Source organism: Oleiphilus sp. HI0043 (assembly GCF_001634935.1).
This window is the reverse complement of record NZ_LWEY01000209.1, coordinates 1-580: the sequence shown is the minus strand read 5'-3', so window position 1 is coordinate 580 and position 580 is coordinate 1. Positions and strand designations below refer to the sequence as shown.

Below are 580 nucleotides of genomic sequence, written 5' to 3'. Positions count from 1 at the left end.
GCTTTTTCGCCCCCGTTGGCGAGCGTCAATACGACAGCCATATAATTGGCTCAGATATCGAAGTACGACAATACCAGCCTGAAACCGGCAAAGAGGACAGTACAAAATGAGAAAGAAGCGTATTGCCACCACCTCTCTGGCAGGTTGCTTTGGCTGTCATATGTCGTTGCTGGATATTGATGAAAGAATAATCGAACTAATGGAACTGGCCGAGTTTGATCGCAGCCCTTTAAACGATGTCAAAAAGTTCACACGCCGTTGCGACATTGGCCTCATTGAAGGCGGCTGCTGTAATGAAGATAACGTCCATGTGCTTCGTGAATTCAGAGAGAACTGCGACATACTTTTTGCCGTTGGGCAATGCGCCATCATGGGCGGTTTGCCGGTCATGCGAAATGCCATTATGCATTCCGATGATCCGCTAAGAGAATGCCTGGACGAAGCCTATACCACGCCCAAGGTACTCAACCCAGAAAACCAGATACCAAATGACCCAGCTCTACCTTTGCTGCTCGACAAGGTTTACACCTGCGTCGATGTGGTCAAAGTTGACTACCAGATTCCAGGTTGTCCACCTTCT

1 protein-coding gene is annotated in these 580 nt (G+C 48.6%); it reads left to right on the top strand.

Annotation, left to right across the window (positions count from 1 at the left end):
* Positions 1-106: 106 nt before the first annotated feature.
* A partial coding sequence (locus tag A3729_RS03455; RefSeq protein ID WP_068633163.1) for an NADP oxidoreductase occupies positions 107-580 on the top strand: 474 nt, incomplete at its 3' end.